Source organism: Flavobacterium sp. GSP6, assembly GCF_003984855.1.
In the GTDB taxonomy this organism is placed as follows: Bacteria; Bacteroidota; Bacteroidia; order Flavobacteriales; family Flavobacteriaceae; genus Flavobacterium.
Window position 1 is genome coordinate 19,345 of the sequence record NZ_RYDO01000021.1, and the last position, 16,971, is coordinate 36,315.

The 16,971-nt window shown below is 33.5% G+C and carries 8 protein-coding genes; all 8 read right to left on the reverse strand.

Features of this window, described 5'->3' with window-relative positions:
- Positions 1-92: 92 nt before the first annotated feature.
- Entirely contained in the window at positions 93-1,658 is a 1,566-nt protein-coding gene (locus tag EKM03_RS14355; protein WP_126562053.1) for a class I SAM-dependent DNA methyltransferase, read from the reverse strand.
- A gap of 59 nt (positions 1,659-1,717) precedes the next feature.
- Positions 1,718-2,989, reverse strand: a complete 1,272-nt coding sequence (locus tag EKM03_RS14360; RefSeq protein WP_126562052.1) for a DUF2130 domain-containing protein — start codon at positions 2,987-2,989, stop codon at positions 1,718-1,720.
- Positions 2,990-3,094: 105 nt separating this feature from the next.
- Entirely contained in the window at positions 3,095-9,007 is a 5,913-nt protein-coding gene (locus EKM03_RS14365; protein WP_126740665.1) for a DEAD/DEAH box helicase, read from the reverse strand.
- A 3-nt stretch (positions 9,008-9,010) separates the two neighbouring features.
- Complete coding sequence (locus EKM03_RS14370) at positions 9,011-12,028, reverse strand: hypothetical protein (protein ID WP_126740666.1); 3,018 nt, start codon at positions 12,026-12,028, stop codon at positions 9,011-9,013.
- Positions 12,029-12,097: 69 nt separating this feature from the next.
- Positions 12,098-13,105 carry a YafY family protein gene (locus EKM03_RS14375; RefSeq protein WP_126740667.1) on the reverse strand — a complete coding sequence of 336 codons (1,008 nt, stop codon included), beginning with the start codon at positions 13,103-13,105 and terminating at the stop codon, positions 12,098-12,100.
- A gap of 538 nt (positions 13,106-13,643) precedes the next feature.
- Positions 13,644-14,429, reverse strand: a complete 786-nt coding sequence (locus EKM03_RS14380) for a phage integrase SAM-like domain and Arm DNA-binding domain-containing protein (protein WP_233584108.1) — start codon at positions 14,427-14,429, stop codon at positions 13,644-13,646.
- A 435-nt stretch (positions 14,430-14,864) separates the two neighbouring features.
- A complete protein-coding gene (locus EKM03_RS14385) occupies positions 14,865-15,815 on the reverse strand; it encodes a nucleotidyl transferase AbiEii/AbiGii toxin family protein (protein WP_126740668.1) in 951 nt (316 codons plus the stop codon).
- A complete protein-coding gene (locus tag EKM03_RS14390) occupies positions 15,808-16,392 on the reverse strand; it encodes a DUF6088 family protein (RefSeq protein WP_126555485.1) in 585 nt (194 codons plus the stop codon). The genes EKM03_RS14385 and EKM03_RS14390 overlap by 8 nt, the downstream gene beginning before the upstream one ends.
- Positions 16,393-16,971: the final 579 nt, after the last annotated feature.

Below are 16,971 nucleotides of genomic sequence, written 5' to 3' on the forward strand. Positions count from 1 at the left end.
TTTTATCCTCGTTTTGTAATTCTTGGGATGGCATCCCAAGAATTCGCTTTTTCTTCTTATTTGAATTTTGCGGATGGCATCCGCAAAATTCATTATTGTAACATTTTTTCTAAATCGGTCATTGCCTGTTGTCGTTTGCCGTCAATAAGCTTTATATCGGCAATAAGTGTTTGAGGTTTTTCATACACCACTTCATCATAGATAATTTCCTTGTAGCGGTTGATACTGAGGTCGTAGTCGTTAGCTACAATGTCGGCTTTTGGGATAAGGAAGGATTTTTGAGTACGGTCAGTCCCCACCCCAGCCCTCCCCGAAGGGGAGGGAGTTGTACCTATTGATTTCCAATCTAACAAAATGTTGGGGATGTCGCATTTTTCTTTGAATTCTTCTAATACACTTTCTGGGTTAGCAAAACATTGCTCGAAAACTTCTTCTGAAAGTTGAGCGTTGCGTTTGTCATCCAGGCTAAAACCATCGGCTAGCATATCGTAAAACCAAACCTTGTCTGTACCGCCGCTATTGGTTTTGGTAAAAAATAAAATGGCAGTGCTTACTCCGGCGTAGGGTTTAAAGACGCCACTTGGCATAGAAATCACGGCTTGTAATTGTTGGTTTTCGACCAGTTCTTTACGAATACTTTTGTGTGCTCCTGAGCTGCCAAAGAGAACGCCATCGGGCACTATGACGGCAGCACGGCCGCCTAGTTTTAGCATTCTTAATATCAATGCCAAGAATAGCAATTCGGTTTTTTTGGTTTTAGTTATCGCCAATAAACTGCTTTCTACTTCGTCATAATCTAAAGCGCCTTTAAAAGGGGGATTGGCTAAGACTAAAGAATATTGGCTGCTGATGCCGCTACTTTCACTCAAGGCAGAATTGCCAATCAGAGTTGGGTTTTCCATTCCGTGTAATTGCAAGTTCATGGCCGAAATTCGCATCATAGAAGGGTCAATTTCGATCCCGTTGAACATGGTGGAATTATAATGTTCCCGGAAGTCTTGATCCATGAACCAGTCTTCGTGTTTCTCGTGGATGTATTGGGAAGCGGCGACCAAGAAACCAGCTGTTCCGCAAGCGGGGTCGCAGATGGTGTCGTCTTTTTTGGGTTGGGTCATTTCGACCATCATACGAATGATGTGGCGCGGGGTTCTGAATTGTCCGTTGGTACCAGCTTCGGCAATCTTGCCTAACATGTATTCGTATAAATCGCCTTTGGTATCGCGGTTGTCCAATGGCAGTTTGTCAATTTGTTGCACCACACGATCCAATAGTTTTGCCGTTGGTATCATAAAGGTGGCGCCTTTGATGTATTCGGTAAATGCACCGCCATCTTTGCCCAAGGTTTTCATAAAGTCGAAAACGGTAACGTCATTCAAATGGCGTTGTGGGCGTGTGAACAAATTGAACATTACTTCCGGGTCTTTGTCCTTGAAACTGCTCCAACGCAATTCTTTTTGTTCGGGAGAATAGATGGGTTTGTCGGTAGTCACACCGAGCATATTGGTTCTTTTCTCAATCAGGGTTTGTTTGTCGTCCAATTGTTTCAGGAAGATGAGGTAGGTAAATTGTTCGATTACCGTCAAGGGGTTTGAGATTCCGCCCGTCCAGAAGTCGTTCCAGATTTTGTCTATTTGAGATTTTATTTCGCCTGTGATCATAAGGTGTTTTTGAAATTATATATTAATTTGGGCTTCGACTGCGCAAAGTCTGACAGTTCTTATTCTAATTCTACAATTGTTTCGTCACTATCGTAATCTTGTTCTAAAGCTTTAACGGTTTGAACCGCGTTACCTGCAATTCCTCTGATGGAACCGTACATATGAACGGTATTGCTAACTACTTTATGAATTTGTTTCTCGCGTTTTTTCCAATGTGCCATCATCGACCTTTTTTCGGCTGTTAAATCGGCTTCCATTTGCGAAAATCCTTCCACTATGCCTTCCATCTGTAAACGGAATTCATTGCTAGTCAAGAAATCATACAGCATAGCCATTTTATCTCCTTTGTGTTCCTGTCCTTGAACGGCATCGCTTACTTTTATCAACGATTGTCGCAAGATAGCACTTAGGGCTTTAAATTCCTCGAAAGTACAGATGTAAATTCCGTCTTTCATTCCCATCCTGTCCATATCATTAGGCATCACTTTGGTAACCAAAACACCTACATTTGCTTTTTTATCTCGAATATCATTCTTGAATTTTTCAATCCAACCTAATGTAAAGTTTTTGGCATTCTTGCTTTCATAGTAAATAGTGCCACAATTTTGTAGTTCGCGGGTATTAACAATTTGCAAGCAATCGGCGCCATTGACTCCTTTTTTTATTTCACCAATTGTATCTAAAGGGAATTGAGAAGCTAACCATTCCTCAATAGCTAGTTCCATTACTTCGCCTTGCAACTGCATAGAACCTTGTTCCTGCTTGCGTTTCATCTCTTCAATCAGTTTATTTTGGTCATCCGATTTTTTCTGAAACTCCTTGATTTTCATTTCGTTTTTTTCGGCTTCCTGTTTGACTATTTTTTCTCTTTCCACTTCTAAAACCGCATTCAATTTGATTTGATTTTCGGCTTCAATAGCCTCTTTCATTTCTGATTTTTCTCGTTGCAATTTGGCGTTTTCGGCTACCATTTTATTATAATCGACAAGCTTTTTCGATTTTTCAGTAAGTTCTATTTCCTTAGCCAAGAAGAGTTCTTTGTTTTCTTCTTCCAGTTTGATTTTTATTTTCGCAGTTATTTCTTTTTCAGAAACTTTTTTAGCTTGCTCCAACCGGTCTGCAAACATTTCATTTTCCAGTTTCTTTTTGGATTCAAATTCGGCTTTCGCTTTTTCTAATTCTTCGTTTTTAGCCGCTAATTCGGTTGCTTGTGCGTTAACAGTAGCTTGGTATTCTAAACGGATACTGTCTTCTAATTGGTGTTTTAGAATTTCATTCACATCGATTGAATTACCACATTTTGGACATTTGATAGAAGTTTGATCAGACATTGGATTTACGTTTTATTGGTTTACCCAGCAAATTTAGAGAGGGTGTGTGCATTATGTGTACACAGTAAATTACTATTTTTTATTTGTTGAATTTTCAGGTCTTATTTAATTATCGATACTTATGTTATAAATTATATCGTGAAGGACATCTTTTCGTATTTCAAAAATTTGATCATTTAATGTCATATCTTTTGACAATAGTCTTTCTACAGGTTTAAAGCCGTGAGCTATACCACCATCGATGCGAATACTAAAAGAAATATCATCTGCACTAAATTGGAAAAATCTATAATGAGGTAGTCTATTTTCTTCTTTTATATTGATTTTGAAATTAAAGTCATTAGATAGTTCCTTCAAATCATAAGCATAATCGTCATACTCTTTGTAATTGTGAATAATGTATTCCGGATAATTTGGACTTTTGAATGCTGCTTTTTCTAAATGTACATTGAATTCTGAAATAGAAATTGACCATAATTCCTTAAGTTCATTGATAAATTGTAACATCAATCGCATTGAAAATTCAGATTGATTGTATTTATCAAAATAAGAAACAGTGAAAGATTTGTCTTTTATTTTTGACACTAAATCTTGTGCATTGCTTAGGTTTTCTGTTACAAATTTAGCTAAATCATTACTTTGACTATTTCTGGTAATAGTATGAATTTTAGATTCGTATAAATTACTGGTAGTGAAATTTGGTAACGGAAAAGGTTCGTTATTTTTAATGCTATCCAACTCCACTTTAAAGAATTTTTCTTGTACATCCTTGGTCCATTTGTCTTCTAAATTGGCATAATTTGCCTTAGACACATATCCAATTCTGTTATTATTTTCCAGTTCTATTGTTAGGTGTACCGGAAATTCAAAAAGTGCCTCATCGTTTCCTTTCTTCAGATTGTAGTTATGCGATAATAGGAGTAGCGATAATTTTTCCTGATTGTTGGCGTATTTGACATCACCTTCGATAATAAGGTTAATTTTGATTCTATCTCTTTTTAAATTTTCTAACCATTCCATATTATCAGTTTCCCAATCAGCAATGGTATTGTTGGTATGGATGTTTATTTCTTTGATTCCGAAATGATAATTATAGCGTTTAATTTCATCCAATAAAGAACCAAAAACTGGGTTTGCATTTAATGTTTTAGATTTAAGTACATCCGGTAATTGGTTATCAAGAGCAGTTTTTAACCAATCTATAGCAATATGTCTATCAACATCTTCAATATGCCATTGTGTATTTCGGTCTATTAGACATCTGGTGCAGCCTGTACTTTTGCATTCGCAATTATCTAATACTTCTAGCGCTTGTCGAAGAATTTTTTCTGTATATAAACGGAATTGTGAGGAATAGCCAGCGCCACCTTTAGCTGTATCGTAAATAAAGACAGTTAGATATCCATTGTATTTTTTAATACCAAATCCTAATTCGGCTTCTTCGATTGCCAATAGTTCGGCTAGTGATTTAGTAAAGGTCACACCTAAAGTATAGGCCAGCTTTTTTTCGTTTACAAATGAGTTATCAGGCTTTTTCAAACGTATTTCGGTAAAATCGGTTTTAAATCTACTTCCCAAAATAATATAATCACGAATGTTTTGAGCCGTACAAAGACTTTCTCCGTCTTTATCTTTCCCACCTCTCAAGCGTTTGTGCCCTTCGAGTTTTTCGTTTGAAGCTTCTACTTTACCGCAATCTAAACATAAACTATAGCCTTCACCACTACCAGTATTGTAAAAAAGTATTTGTGCATTTTCTTCTTCAGTGCTAGACCTAAAATCGATATACCCGTTTTGATCTAATTTCCAAGGGTCAATATTAAGAAGTAAGGGTTCTAAATATTGTGGTTTGCTTTTTTCTGAAATCACTCTTGTAGGAGTGGTATATAAATCGATAGAAAAGCCTGCAGGTTCTACCAATTCTGTAAAATTTCCTTTGTGTTCTCCTAATTCTATACCGACGAATGAATTTGAGTCACCACACTTTGGACAGTTTTCGTTTACTTTGCCAAAATCTACTGTACGTTGGAAACCACAATGTTTACATCCTTGTATGGTAGAACGCTCTGTTGCTTGTCCCCAGTTGTTTTTCATTATTATACCCGATGATTTATAATTTAATCCATCTATTAGTATGTTGTTTCCTGGAGCAAATTCAGTTAAAGCTCTTGTTATTGGATAACTCGGATTTGTTTTAAATTTGTTTTGCTTATTACGACTGATATCTGATAAAGTTAATTTTTCGAAATCTACTATGCCCGTTGGTAAACCAGCATTTGGTAAAAAATTATCTTCGGCTAAGTAGCTTATCACAAATTTTTGAAGGAATTGCCCTTTTCTATATTTTACAGCTTTATAAGCCGGACTGTTATCTCCAAATTCTTTTTCTAATTCCGCTAATTTTTTTTCGTAACCTTCTTTTTGCTTTCTAACCCTTTGAATTACTTTTTTGAAATTATCAATCACCAATGTGATTAATTGTTTGGAACTACTATTACTCAGAGGAGTTTCTTTAACTAGGTAGGTTAATTGGTTTTTAAAGTCGGAGAGATCATTGTTTTCCAACCAGTTTAAAAAGGCTTCGGCAATAGTAGGAGCTCCGTCAAAGAAGAATTTATCAATATTTTCTTTTATATTAAGACCTCTATTTTCATTTTCAGGTTGCCTAATAAAAATACCGAACAGGAAAGAATTAACGTGTCTTGCCACAATGTTTTTACTATCAAATGCCAAAATAGGTGGAGCAATTTTATGTTCTAATGCCCATTTTGGATTGTTCATTGTACGCAATCCAATAGGATTTGGAGCACAGAAAGTCAATGCAAGTGATTTGTTTTCTGAACGACGACCTGCACGACCAGTTCTTTGCAGGTAGTTGGCCGGCATAGGAGGTACATTACTCATTACTACAGCAGAAATCCCGCCAATATCAACACCCATTTCCATCGTAGTTGAGCAACTCAAAATATTTATTTCTCCTGTTTCAAATTGTTGTTCTAACTCTTTCAGTCTTTTTTTGTCTTGTTGTGCGGAGTGTTCTCCGGCTAAATATAGCTTGTCAAAATCAAAGATTCGTTCGTGAAGGTCATTCCAGAGTCCTTTATTTCTTGCTTCTTGACTGTTTTCTTTCAACCAAACCTCAACTTCATTTTTATTTATTGGAGTATTTTCTTCACTCAAATGATATGGATGAGAATAAGTTGGAAATTGGTGGTTTTTACTATCGTCGATTTTGTAGTTCCGTAAATTTTCTTCCATTAGATTACCTTTAACCCAAGGTGAATAACCTCTGAAAATTTTATCTACTAGTCGATTGGTAACAGGACATAAAAATTCTTGTCCAGCAATTTCAAATTGAGTGTTTTCAAGTAAATTTAATTTGTATCCATCTCCATCTGCAGTTAATATTTTTTCTTTTAGGGTTCTCCATATTTTTTCTAAGAAATCATTAAGTAGATCTTCTCTTTCTTGATTAATATCCTGTTTATCCTGCCAACCGAGTCCAGCACATATCAATAGTACCAAACGTGATTGTGCAATAGAATTTGGGTTATAAAGTGCCCATTTCTTTGCATTTGCTATTTCAGAATTAGCGGGATATATCAGTTGCGAACGATAAAATTTTGAAGAAAATAACCTCATTGAATCATCAAAGAAAAAATTGAAATTATAGCGTAGGCTATAATCAGCTGCAATTTTCAATAAATTTTGCCACTCATCCTTTGTAATATTTAGTTTAATGGCTATTTCAGGTAATTGAATATTTTCAAGATTAGGATAAACTACATTAACCAAACCTAAGTTTTCCAAAGACCTTTCTCTAGGAATTCTTCGAGCAAATTGATCGTATAATAAAGATTTAGCATAGGTTTCGTTTTCAGTTGCAATGTTGTTACCTCTGGCTCCCTTGAAAAAAAGTGTTTTGAAACCATCTTTTTCCTTAATAAAATCAATTATTTCTTTCCAAGAAGAACGACTATGATTTAATGATTCCCCATTGCCCGTATTTAAAATGATGCTGATTTGATTTATTTGTTCCTCTATGTTTTTTTTCATAAAAGGTAAAGCCACATCTAATTGTTGGACATACTGAGCTCTTGCTTGTATTAACTCATCTTGACTTGCATCAACCTGATTCTTCTTTAGTTTGGTGAGTAGGAAATGATAGGTTTGATATCTTATCCAATCACTTTCACTGTCAATGTTTATTAATGCCGCAATCTTTGCTGTACCTTGTCTGCTATCTGTAAAAGAGATGTACTTTTTGCCTTTGTAAAGTGTTTTTGATGTGACTGTTATAGCATCTGTAGCATTTGGTGTTTGGTCTAAAACAATATCGGATAAAATTCTATTAGTGAAAGCCGATGAAATCCGGAAGTGTATAGGGTTTTCATTTAGATTCCCACAATGAGGACAATGACTATCCTCTGTCATCAAAAATTCTTCCCCTGATATTATGTTATTGTTTTCTGAAATGGAACAAGGAAATAGGTTTTGATTTCTTAAATTTAGATGTACATTATTTTTAATAAGCCTAACGGAATTATTATTTGTTTGTTCTTGTTGATTTTCCTCATTTTCATTATTTTCCATATTGAAAGCTTCATATCCAACACTCGCTTTTTGGGTTATCTTGTCTCTTTTGTCTCTTCCTTTTGCTCTTTCTCCTTCAATCATCATATTGCCACAACTCCTACAAGCTATTAACTCTAATAAAGGATGGCCACAGCTGCATTTTTTTCCAGCTACAGTGTACATTGTTCCTAATGCTTTTTCAGGTTTTTTATCTTTGTGCTTATCACATTTAGAATTAGTGCATACATAAACCCCTCCAATTCCTCTAGTAAAAAAGTGACCACGTAGTGGCAATAAATTTTCTTTATCTACCTTTTGATCGGCAAGAATATCGACAGCTTCTAATTGTTTGTATTTATCTGTAATCTTTAATTTTTGTCCAATCTCTTTTTGACTTAAACCTGCAGAACTCAGCAATTCATTTCTTAAAAGCTTAATGTTATTTTGAGTTAATTTATCCGAAAGATTCGGGATATCTTTATCTGAAATTTGATTGTTAACTCTTTTCCCTTGAATAACTTCAATTTGATTTATTGAAATGCCACATAAGTCAGACATAAATTTTTTAAGTATATCCGTATTACCATCACCCACGGTTGCAGATGTGATAGCAAATCTTACATTGGCAACATCTACTTCAAATGCAGTAATTACTCTTCGAATCAATAAAGCCATTTCAGCTGCTTTAGAACCAGTGAGTGTATGTGCTTCGTCTAACAATATCCATCTCAATTTTCCTTTTGATTTTTCAAGAATAGGTACATCGGCATTTCTTACCAACATATATTCTAGCATTGTTGGATTGGTAAATAATATTTGAGGAGGTGTTTCTCTAATTTGGTCTCTTGAAATAAGTTCAGGAAGCCCTTTGGCTTTTTTGTCTTTACTACTTTCTTTGTTTGAAGTTTCACCTGTTAACAATGCGTATTTCACTCCATCTAAAGCAGAACACCAAGCGTGCATTCTTTTTCTCTGACTGGCAATCAAGGCATTTAAAGGATATAAAAATATCGCATTTATACCTTGCTGATGTCTGCAATTTTCGTGGATATCTTGTAGCACTGGAAGCATAAAACATTCTGTTTTACCAGATCCGGTACCTGTTGTTACGGCAATTGATTTTTTTTGATTTAGTAATACTTCCCAACTTTCTAATTGATGTTTATATGGTTTTCTATCTTTTGGAAATTGAAATTCTTTATCTCTAATAGCATCAAGAGCATTTATAAATTCATTTTGAAATACATTAGTAGTTTCACCAAATGTAAGCTTGTCTTGTTCCCAAGGAAAAGTATTTTGGAAAACTGCATCAGCTATTATAGGCTCTTGAGTCAATAAATATTTAAAGTAATCCTGCATTTCTTTATCTCCGGTTGCCCAAAGTGATAGAATTGCATCTGTTAATCTGTTTTCTGTTTTAGTATAAAATTCTTGAAAATTCATAGTTTAATTTTTTAGGGCTTGTAAAATGACTCTGCTGTAAAATTCAGAATTTAGATACTGGCTGTATTGTATATTTCTTCTAATACTTTCTCGATGGTCATCGCCAGCCCAAATAGGATATGCATTTGGGGTATCGTTAATTGACTCAGCGACCGCAATAGGTGCTCTTAATAATAATTTTACAGGCAAATGTTCATTTATAGAAATATTATATTCTTTTGTGATTTTAGGAGTCATACGTGGAAGTTCTTTCAGTACTCTTTCGCCCAGTAAAGCTCGTACCTCACGTATATCACTATATAAGATATTTTCTTTTTTGATATTTTCGCCCATAATAAATTTTAATATATCATCAAATCCATTTTCCCGCATATATAAAGAGATCAATCCGGAAATTTGTACAAAACATTGATTTTTATATAGTTCGTCTAATTCATTTAATGCAATTCCCCAGTCCTCATTTTTAATCCAATGAAAGCAAAAACCTAAATCTTTTTCCATTTCAGGAATAGCTTTTTGGATAAAAAAATCAGTTTCCTCCTGGTTAATTCCTAAAAACAAAAAGGCTCTTGCAGCGACCTTTGAACTTCTTGAAATTGCTCTTAATTGATCGAATGTTGAGAATGGTATGTGGTTTTTAATACAAATAGTAAAATAAGTTAATGACTGCTTCCATATTTGACCATCATAATTTTCTTCTAATAGTTGGGAGTGAAATTGATCTATACGTTCCTCTTTACTTATTTCCATAAATTCTTCATTCGTATTCACATAACGAGGCATTAATTGTTTGCCCTTTTCTGTGGATGATATAACAATAAATTGATTCGTTATTTCAGTAGAAGGAATCGTATAGTATAATTCATTCCTAACTAAAGGAATTAACTCTATATTTTCGGATTTGCAATTTAATGGGATTGCATATAAATCTAATTCATCTTCAGAAGACTGCAGACTTACATTGTTTTCAAATTGTTTTTCTACATTTAAAGTATGGCTAAATCCAGTAATTTCATAGGTTTTTGTCTTACTACCTTCTATTAACTCTAAACAAACTTTGTTTCTGTAATCCATAGCATCGGCTAAATAATACAGTCTTGTAATTTCCTCTAAAAATGAAATAATTGGTTGAGAGGATTCTTTAATCTCCTTAGTAATTATCACTTCTGTTTTTAATCTGTTTTTAATTCTAAGAATAGTTCCGGTATTCGGTGTACTCAAAATCCGAAGACCATATAAGTTTGCCAAAGTTAGTTTCTCTACTTCAGTAATTACTTTCCCATCGGCATTAGTTATAGCCATCCCTTCAAATGGAGAAGCCATCTCGAAGTAAAGTTTCTTTTGGTTTTTTTGTCCAAGAGAACCTTTTATTCCGGTAGGTATTTTTGAGTATTCGGTATTAACTTTTAAAGAGAATTTATTATTGAGTTGTTGTATTTTTAAAATCGGAGATTCATCCAATTTAAATTCAAATGATTCTAGGTTATTTATTTCTATTTCTGCATTATCTATAGCTTTAGTGGCATATTTAGCTTTGAGATTGCCAATATTAAAAAACATATCATAAGCAATGAGTCCCTCTTTCTCTATCTTAATGTCAATACAGCCCAATGGGATATGATGTAACTTTGATAGTCCTTCCCAACTTTCATTTGAATTATGTTTTCTTATCCAAATTTTAGACTTTGAATCAGGTAACCTATTGCTATTCTCATCATAAATAATAACATTGGGAATGCTATTTACAACGGGCATACTTGCTTTTAGCATCCAAGCTGGTTTTTTACTTACAATTGTACATTCAAATGAGTTTACACCACTTAGATATTTTCTAACTTGTTGTTGATTGCAAATTTCCACTTCTCCTTCAAAAGTTAACCAGGATAATTGTTCCTCGTATAAAGAAAGGTCCATTGTTAGAAGATTGCTATACCAATCTGCGGGAAAAAGTATTGCGGCCTCATTGTTAGAAGTACCATTTCCTTTTATTAAACGCCATTCATTATCGGAAAATCTAGACCAAAGACTCGGTTCTTTTAGGTTCGGAATCGTTTCAATAAAATCCGTTACTTCGTGTTTTTCACCATCCTTTATTACGTATGTATAAGGCAAATTACTTACTCCATTCCACTCTTGATTTTGTTGATTATACCAGTCTGTTTTAAAGTTCCCGTTAATCATTTTACGGAATACACATATTAATTCTTCATTTACATAAAACTGATATTCTTTACCTGTTACTTCAAAGCCTAAAATATTGGATAGGGATTCTGAGTTGTATGAATCTGCAAGCCCAATTCTCAGAATAATACTTATTTTCTCTTTTTTGAAACTTAAAAGCCAGTAGTTTTTAGGTTTAGAAAATCTTTGTTTTCTAATGAGTAATTTTTCTCTAGCTTTTAGAGTATTAGAAATTGCTTTTAAAGCCTCACTTTCTTTAAAAAGCTCGTCATAAATATCCTCTTTATTTAAAAATGATTTTACAATTTCGAAACAATTTTCATAAATGTCTTTGTTTTGACTAGACAGAGGCAAAAGCCCTGTAATGTGGGGTTTGAAAATAAAATCCTCAATCGTTTCTGGTTGTTCTTCTAAAACTGCTATTAAAAAATTTAGGTATATACCTTGATTTTCAGAGATGTGAGATAAAGGTAGCCCTCCTTGTAAAAGTAACGTTCTAAAGTATAGTGTGTTTTGTCGGGTTATCCACTTAATTCCTAACATTCGAGCTCCTGTTACAGCAAGTTTAAAAAAATCTTCTTGATTAAAATTATGTCTTACATTGCCATTTAATGAATTAAAAATCTCGAATTTACTTGGTGTTCCACCGTTGTAATTTTTTTTCCACCATTCTGCGTAATACATTGTAACATCTCTTGGATCGATAGATAAAGGTCGAGCAAGTTTTAATTCTTCTAGGAGTTTTTCATAATCCTCATCATTAAACATATATTTCCAAAGAGGTCTTCCGTCGTGTTTTGGTAAATTTTTTGCTAGAAGTAAAGTAGAAAAGAAGCTCATAAATATTATATTTAAAATTTATAATGCAAATGTAAAAGGGCTCTGTGCATTATAGATACACACCAAGATTCAATAATTTTTTAGCTGTTGTTTGATTCGTTCTTTTATTTTGAGTGCTAATTTTTCTGGAGTAATAACTTTTACCTTTTCACCAAAAGATAGTATTTTCATTTCCAACTCATAATTTATTATAACGTTGATGCGTATTTCCAAAGAATCATCCTCTAAAACTTTCATTTTTTGAGTACTATGGAATGGTTTTGTCTTTATATATGGGGCTTGCCCTTTATTGAAAATAAGTTTTACTTCTTCTGATTGTTCGTCTTGTCCTTTTGAAACCCCAATCATATCTTCAAAAAAATCATTCCAGTTAGTAGTGTCTTCTTTGTATTTATTATTTGTTTTTTCTATATCACCATTTATTCTATCTAATGCCAAATTCCATTGTGAATTATCATTGTATTCATTATATCCAAAAACAAACCATCTGCTATTGTACTGTTTTAAAAAATATGGATGGAAGGTAATTTCATATTCAGGAGTGTTGAATGGTTCATATTTTATTTTGATAACTGTTTTATTGATTATTGCATTGAAAATTGGGGTTATGAGATAATACCCTTTATAGTCAATATTAGATTCTAATGACATCACCTTGTTTTCATTATTTTTCAACCCAAATTTGTCATTTAATAATGGTGCTATTTCATTTATCCATTCGAATTCTGGGCTGCCTTCAAATCTTTGCAAAATTGATATTGCATTTTTTAATAGTTCTGCTTCATTATTATTGAGTGGACTTTTATTTATGGAGAAGTTTTTATCAGAATAGCGATAATAGAAACCAGTAGCACCTTTAATGGTTTCAATAGGTGCATCATATCCCGATGAACTTCTCATAAAACTAATATCTTTACGTAAGGTTCTGATTTCAACACCAGAGCTATTTGGATCAAATTCTATTATAGCATCATTTACCGAATCGAGAAGATCTTCGATGCTATATTCTTTACCAAAGTTTTGAAAGCATTTGTCTAGCTTGTTGTACCGGACTAATTGGTGTTTTGTTGTAAACATTTTTATGAGTCTAAATAGGTTGATTTACAACTAAGTGTTGAAATAAATCACCTTGTAAATCTATAAATTTTAAACAAATAAACCTATTCAAATTTTGAACTGGTTATTATTACTGTAAGTAAACCCTTGTGTTTTATTTACAGTGTTTTGCTTAAATATTTCAAATTTATAGAATTAAAATCTTTATGTTTTACGGTTTTCCACATTGTGGAAATAATAATTAAATTTTCATAAATTATTGATAATATATATATTTGGCTTTTATGGCTTCATTTACCGGTATATACTATATTAATCTGGTTTTCTTTCTTGAATTAATTTTATACAGATATTCAATAAAATCTGGAAATTCCTTCAGACTCAACAGACCTTTTGGTTCCAAATGCATTTGGTTTAACTCGATATACTTTATTTGTTTTCGGAAGGTTATTTCATTCATTAAAAAGTATCTTTTTGCGATAGGTACCGTTTTTGGGTACTTATCGCAAAGATTTACTTTCATTATTTTTTTCTGTTTCCATTGGAAGGGAAAATTGTTTTACATCGATATATGCCAAGCCTGTAAAGCAGCTAAAAACGAATATATCGCGAACGAGCTCAATCGCTCGGAAACAAATTCTTTGTTTATCATTTGCTCTATTTCGGCTTCAGAAAGGAACTCTCGAATGACTTCTTTGACTTTTGCTTTGTAATTGGCGAAAAGATCCTTGTTTAGCCATCCATTGGCCAAACACTGGTTGATGATTTTGTGGAAGTTCTTGATGTATTTTACAGCAGTGTTATTGGCACATTTTCGTTCACTGCGCAAGTAGAATTCATATTCGGTGATAAAGGAATGATCGATCTTCTCAATATTGATATCCGTGATGTTGTATTTCCAAGAAATAAAATCTTTAGTGTGTTTTAACGAAGTCTCATAGCGTTCCAGTGTACCAGGTGCGTATTCCTGACCCACCAGTTCTTTGATTTTACGATTGTGTTCCTGGAAGATAGGAATTAACATTCGCTCCCTTTCTTTTTTACCGGTTAACTCATTTTTGAAGGATTCAAAGTTTACCGGGATGTCTTTTTTAATTAAATTTTTCTCCACATTTAAAATCTTTGATTTTAAATCGTCAAGATGTCCATTGATTGAACGAGCTTCCTCCGAAGTCCCTCTCATTTTAGACATTTCGGAGTGCCATTTGTCTGGGTCAACAAACTTGCCGGTGCTGTTATCCAGTCGTCTACCATTGATGGTAATTCGTTGAAAAATTGGAACCAAACCTTGAGCATTGACTTTGACTCTTTTTAAATAAAAAAGGATTGAAATTGGATTGTCCATAATTGGTAACCTTTAAGTTAATAGAAATTTAGAAAAACTATCAACTCAAAACAAGATGTTCAATGAATGAACCCCTTGTTTCAAAAGGGTTTACATAGGTAGGGGTACAATGTTTTTGAAATTTTATAGTGCCCCGAATTGTACTCCTTTAGAATGAGAAACTATGAATAATTTGGATAGGGAGTAAATTAAAAAACCCTCTAAATCATAGGATTTAAAGGGTTTTGGTAGGTTTTTTGAAATAACCAGCGGAGAAAGAGGGATTTGTATTCCATTTCTAACCGGTTGATATTGTTACGTTTTAATAACTTTTATTATCCTAGGGTCTTGCTTTTCTCCTCAATTTTGACTCGAAAATTTTAGAATCCACCCATAGCAAATATAATGAAATATTTAGATTTAAAATTATTCAAGAGCATGGCTTAATTTAGAAAACTACAATTTATCAACCCATTTACCGATTTCAACAAGTAGTTCGTCAAAGTTAGGTTGACCTTTGTAATACAATTTTGCCGTTTTTTTATAGCGTTTTATAAATCGCTCTCTAAGTTCTAAATTCTTCAATAAAAAAGCTTCATTATCAGCAATGAGTATTTCATAGTCTTTGGGAGGAAAACGAGCTTCTTTGTGTTTCTGATATTCTTTTGTGCCTATGAATGATTTTACTGTATTATCTTGTAACAGACTATAGACATCGTAGTACTGGCGCATCAAATTTTGTCTTTCTATTTTATCTTCCTGCTCCTGCCTAAATTTGGTTGCAATTGTTTGTAATTTTTCGACAAAAGTGTACCCAATGTGATAGCAGGCAATATCTACAGCCCGATTGTCAATTATGTCTACTTTTTGCTGTATTGCTTTTTCGTATGCCCAAGACGATATTGTTAGAGGGTTGTTTGGTGTTACCGTGTCAAATCCAACTTCCAGTAAAATTCCTTCTTTAACTCCTTCAATTGTTTCCATTATACTCTCATAATGTAATCGTATGCCTCCACTGCGGTATTGCTTTAGGTCGTCAAATGTTTCATCTCTTTTTACTGCTATGATTCCGTTTATTTTTATTTCATCTGCCAATCCATCATAAAAATCTTTTCTTTTTTGAATATTCCGGGGCTTATTGTTGTTTGGGTTTTCATTTATTTCCATTTCAGCCGGTGGTTTGATATGGAGGTCAATGTCTTCGGAGAAACGGTGTATGATTCCATACCCTTTAGATAGAGAAGTACCTCCTTTGAGTTCGAATTGAAACCCTTGCTGTTTTAGCCCGAACAACACATGCATAATCCAATAGTCTTTTTCGATAAGTCCAGGTTCGATATTTAATTCTGCTCCTACAATACGGAGCAGATCACGGAAGTTTTTATGGTTGTGTAAGTAATCAGACATATTGTGCTGTTATAACAGGTTCCAACAATTTTTTTGCTTTAACACTGCCGTACTCCTGAAGTGATTTTTTTAGTTTTTTAGCATCCATTGTTTTTGCTTTCAATCTCACTTTTGACACTACTTCTTTTGGGTCTTCAGCTAATTGGTCGAGATTGTTTAACAGGTCTACCAATAAAAATTCTGGGGTGGCTTTTAATGGGAAATGAGGTTTTACCCTAAATGAAAATGTCATACCGCCGAGGTTGAAATCTCCATGACGTTTGTGGTTGTAAACCGTTTTGCTGTTGTATAACTGAGTGGTTCCTACTCCCAGAGAATTATAAGCATTTAAGGAAGTTACCAAAAAACGTTTGTCTTTGAGAAAAGAGCGCACCAATACTTCTTCTTCTGGAGGTGTTTCTCCAAAGACTGTTACTTCGGGATAATAGTATAAGCCTTGTGACAGTTTTTGCAAAGTGCCTTCCTGCACCAACTCATCTAAATGGCGGTCAACGGATTTTGACCATTTGGACAAATCAGCCCTACGGTATACTTTTCCTCGTTTTAAATGTTTTTTTAATTCTTGTAATTTATTCATGTTACAAAGTTAATAAATATTATTTAATTGCATATATTTTTATTGAAAATTCATGCAATATGTTTTACATAACTCTATTTAGTTCTGTCTAATCTAAAATAATTTTTTATCTTTAGCGCTTTTAAATCATTCGATCCATGAATATCAAAGGTCACTGCTATCCACAATCTATTATTCTTCAAGCTGTATATTTCAAACTTTGATTTAAGTTAAGCTATCGTGATGTTGAGGAAATAATGAAAATGAGGGGAGTTCAGGTTGACCATACAACAATTCAGCGTTAAGTGTAGTACTGCAATCACATCTTGCAAAAATTCTATTGCTCGTCTAAGCCAAGTAGATAAACATACACTTACAATTTTACAAAAAAACTTGGATTTACTTGTTGATTTAAAATCAATATATAATCGAGCTACTATTACCCAAAAGAGAGAATTTGTAAAACGGGTGTTCGACAGCAACTTATACTATCAGGATGGTATCTATCGAACACCTACAATGATTGGACATGCTAACTTAGCCATCACATTAAGTTAAGAAATAATCTTAATTTTAGCCTATGAAACAAGTCCGCAAAAT

Coding starts and splice junctions, on each gene's coding strand:
- EKM03_RS14355 (WP_126562053.1), bottom strand. CDS start 1,658: ATGATCACAGGCGAAATAAAATCTCAAATAGACAAAATCTGGAACGAC.
- EKM03_RS14360 (WP_126562052.1), bottom strand. CDS start 2,989: ATGTCTGATCAAACTTCTATCAAATGTCCAAAATGTGGTAATTCAATC.
- EKM03_RS14365 (WP_126740665.1), bottom strand. CDS start 9,007: ATGAATTTTCAAGAATTTTATACTAAAACAGAAAACAGATTAACAGAT.
- EKM03_RS14370 (WP_126740666.1), bottom strand. CDS start 12,028: ATGAGCTTCTTTTCTACTTTACTTCTAGCAAAAAATTTACCAAAACAC.
- EKM03_RS14375 (WP_126740667.1), bottom strand. CDS start 13,105: ATGTTTACAACAAAACACCAATTAGTCCGGTACAACAAGCTAGACAAA.
- EKM03_RS14380 (WP_233584108.1), bottom strand. CDS start 14,429: ATGGACAATCCAATTTCAATCCTTTTTTATTTAAAAAGAGTCAAAGTC.
- EKM03_RS14385 (WP_126740668.1), bottom strand. CDS start 15,815: ATGTCTGATTACTTACACAACCATAAAAACTTCCGTGATCTGCTCCGT.
- EKM03_RS14390 (WP_126555485.1), bottom strand. CDS start 16,392: ATGAATAAATTACAAGAATTAAAAAAACATTTAAAACGAGGAAAAGTA.